The sequence below is a fragment of the Candidatus Atribacteria bacterium genome (genome assembly GCA_011056645.1).
Taxonomy (GTDB): domain Bacteria; phylum Atribacterota; class Phoenicimicrobiia; order Phoenicimicrobiales; family Phoenicimicrobiaceae; genus Sediminicultor; species Sediminicultor quartus.
The window spans coordinates 1-3,419 of sequence record DSEL01000140.1 but is presented as its reverse complement, the minus strand read 5'-3'; the positions used below and the strand labels follow the sequence as shown (position 1 = coordinate 3,419).

The 3,419-nt window shown below is 37.9% G+C and carries 3 protein-coding genes; all 3 read right to left on the bottom strand.

The window, feature by feature from the left end:
• Positions 1-778 (bottom strand): alpha/beta fold hydrolase (locus ENO17_05505; protein ID HER24482.1); only part of this gene is annotated, 778 nt, incomplete at its 3' end.
• A gap of 507 nt (positions 779-1,285) precedes the next feature.
• Positions 1,286-2,803 (bottom strand): HD domain-containing protein, encoded by a 1,518-nt coding sequence (locus ENO17_05500; GenBank protein ID HER24481.1) that lies wholly within the window; start codon positions 2,801-2,803, stop codon positions 1,286-1,288.
• A 133-nt stretch (positions 2,804-2,936) separates the two neighbouring features.
• Positions 2,937-3,419 (bottom strand): GGDEF domain-containing protein, encoded by a 483-nt coding sequence (locus ENO17_05495; protein ID HER24480.1) that lies wholly within the window; start codon positions 3,417-3,419, stop codon positions 2,937-2,939.

The window sequence follows — 3,419 nt, the reverse complement described above, 5'->3', positions numbered from 1 at the left end:
TTTTCTGCTTCAAGAACCAAAGGTGCATGATACGAATTAAATAAGGATAACATTTCATATAATCAATGGCATGGCCGGAAGCTATAACACGCTTTATTCTCGGTTCAAAAGCGGCAGCACGTATACATAGCCACCCTCCCATTGATAGTCCGAAGAGAGTTACGTTTTTCAAATTAAAATAATCAAGGACGGCTTTTATAGGTTTTTCCCATTCAATATCAAAAGCAAGCCCATATTTTCTTAGGGCAGCGCCTTGCCCGGGACCTTCAAAACCGATGACTTCATAACCATTACCAGCTAAAAATTTCATTATGAAATACCACTCTTCCAGGAAAGAATCGAATCCTCCATGTATAACAATCGTACCAAGTTTTTTACTTACAGGAGGTATCCTCATGGACGGGAGAAAGCCCGATTTATATGGTATTTTGATTTGTTCTATTTCATCTTCTTTAAAAGCTGATTGGAAATATTCGCAAAATTTGTTATAGAAGAATTCTTTTTCGCCAGAGTCATCAAAGGTATAAAATTCAGCCGCACGATAATAAAAGGCTGCATTCATAAGACGATTCTCTGAAACAGCCTTCTCTGCAAGTTTCACCATCTCGGTTTTCCAATCTTTAAATGTTTCAATTTTTTTCCCTGCTTCTTCAATATCCTCAAATTTTGTAAACCCTAATGAGTAACCACGATTAAGCTGAAAATTAAATACTTGCTTTTTATGAAACTTAAAGTACCCAACAGGAAAAAATGTCTTCTGATAATTTATCTTTATCATAACGATTTCCTCTCAAGTTTAATTTTTAGTATGGTTAACTTCATATAACGTTTTGCAGGTTGGCAAAGTCGCACGACCACAGGGAGTACGATTTGAGCGGAGAGTAAAGTAAAACCGGCAATCTGCTGTTACACGAAGTTTAGCGCGCGAACAATTCAACCGGAATAAGGACATCGATTTTCAAGCTTCCCATGTTTCATTAGTAGGATAAGACTGAAAATACTGGCAGCAAGCAAAATTGTGTCCTTAAAAGTCTTGGTCTTTTCCAATTTTTCTACATCTTAATATTAATAAGACAAAAGACATAAAAATTCTTCTTTTTTTATAAAAGGCCTTAAGTAATAAAAACTCTTTAGCAAAAACCAAAAAGGTTTATAGTTAAATTATTTTAGAGTGTATTTTGATTAATAGTTTCCTTCCTTTATGAAACATAAGAAAAAGTTACCGAATTATTGACCATTAACAACCGCCTCCGTAAAATTCCCTGACAATCTTAACTAATTTCAGCTATTTAAAGGTAAAACCTTTTTTCCGGAAGAGCTTTAAACAAGCATCTACAACCTGGGGATCATAGAGGGTGCCTTTGTTTTGAGAGATCTCCTCCAGGGCTTTATCGATACCTAATGCTGGGCGGTAGGGACGGTGAGAGGACATGGCTTCTACCACATCGGCTACTCCTAAGATCCTTGCTTCAATTAAAATACTTTCACCTGATAGACCCGAAGGATACCCGGAGCCATTCATTCTTTCATGATGTTGAAGCACAATTTCTTTAATCGGCCAGGGAAATTGTGTTGTCTTCAAGATATCATAACCAATTTGGGGGTGATTTTTTATTAGATTGAATTCAAGGTCAGTTATCCTCCCTGGTTTACTAAGAATTTCACTCGGTATGCTAATTTTACCTAAATCATGAATAAGCCCTGCTATCTTGGTTCCTTCAATCTGTTCTTCCGAAAGGTTCATTTCTTGAGCTATGGCACAACTCAAAATAGACACCTGCCGTTGGTGGCCGGCGGTATAAGGGTCTTTCGCTTCCACCATTAAGGTAGTGAGTTCGACACTTCCTTCCATAGCTTGACGCAAATCACGCAGGTTCTGTTTAATTTCATCTTCTGACCGTTGACGCTTAATGATTCCCGCTAGCACATCAGCCACTGCACAAAGAAATTCTTCTTCTTTTTTATTTTGTTTATGTTTTTCTTCAATATACATATTAATTACCCCGACTACCTTGCCAGCAGTTCGAATAGGAACACAATAGTGGCCGTGTGGGGACATTCCTTGGTATTGATTCTCGTGACGGCTATCAACGCAATCAGCGAACTCAACCTGACCGGATGATGCTGCTCTACCACAAAGACAGTGACCAAAGGAAATCTCTTTGCATGTCTTTAATAGTTGGGGAGAAAATCCGTAATGAGCCTTCATCACCAAGAACCCCGGATTATCTTCAACTAAAAAAATACTCCCCTTGCTTTTTAGCTCAAGCCAGGGAATAGACATTATGTGATCTAATATAAGCTGGAGTTGCTTTTCAAGTGAAATATCCAATAAGGAAATATTTAATAATTTACTGAGCACAGCTTGAGTCTGGTAACTGGAGAGCAGTTTCTCTTGCGCCTGTTTTCTCTCTGTAATGTCATGAGTCATATGAAAAAAAACTGCTCGATGATTAGAGGTCTTAAGTCCGGTCGGGTAAATTCCTGATGATACCCATCGTCCGGATTTGGGTTCAATAAACTCCCGCTCCACAGCGCATCCTTTTTTCACGGATTCCTCCAAGGGACAACCTGCGAAGGGTCCGTCTAATCCATGCATTGCTTTTGGGCAATACTCGCCAATTAACTGATCAGGGTCTCCGCTAAATATTTTTTTAACCGCATGATTAGCCAGAAGGATATGATGATCTTCATCAACTAACATAACATAGAAAGGCAGGCTATTTATAATGTTTATTAGATTTGAGCTTATCATGGGATCTATGGTTCGTTTTTCTTCTTGAATTTCAATTTTTTTTCTCATCTTACTCCTTATAGTATTCTTTACTTGCTGGTTTACCTCTTTAATCCTTCCGGATTTAATCTACTCTTTTATGATCTCCATCCCCTTGTCTTCCAAGACAACCTCTTGATATTGGATATTTTTTATTATTATTTTATTTTATCTTTCTCTTCTCTTCATACATCTTCTGGTCGGCTATCCGGATTAGTTCATCAATGGTGAGAGGAGCATCAGGATCATATTCCGAAAAGCCTATACTAAGGTCTATCTTATAGGATGCCTTTAGGGTGTGATTTAATTGAGATAAATTCAGGTCTAATCTTTCTTTGATCAAAAGAGAATCTTGCAAGGAACTATTGGGGAATATTAGCAAGAATTCATCTCCTCCCATACGACAGATGATATCCACTTCCCGTAGGGTAGATTTAAAAAGATTAGTTACTTCTTTTAAAACCTTATCCCCTTCATTATGCCCAAAGATATCGTTAATTGATTTAAATTTATCTATATCCAGAAAAGCCAGCAAAAGGTGAGATTTGCTACGATGGGATAGTTTCATCTGTCTATCTAGCAGCTCCAGACCATATCTCCGGTTATAACAGCCGGTTAAGGAGTCGATCCGGGCAAGGTCTTTCAG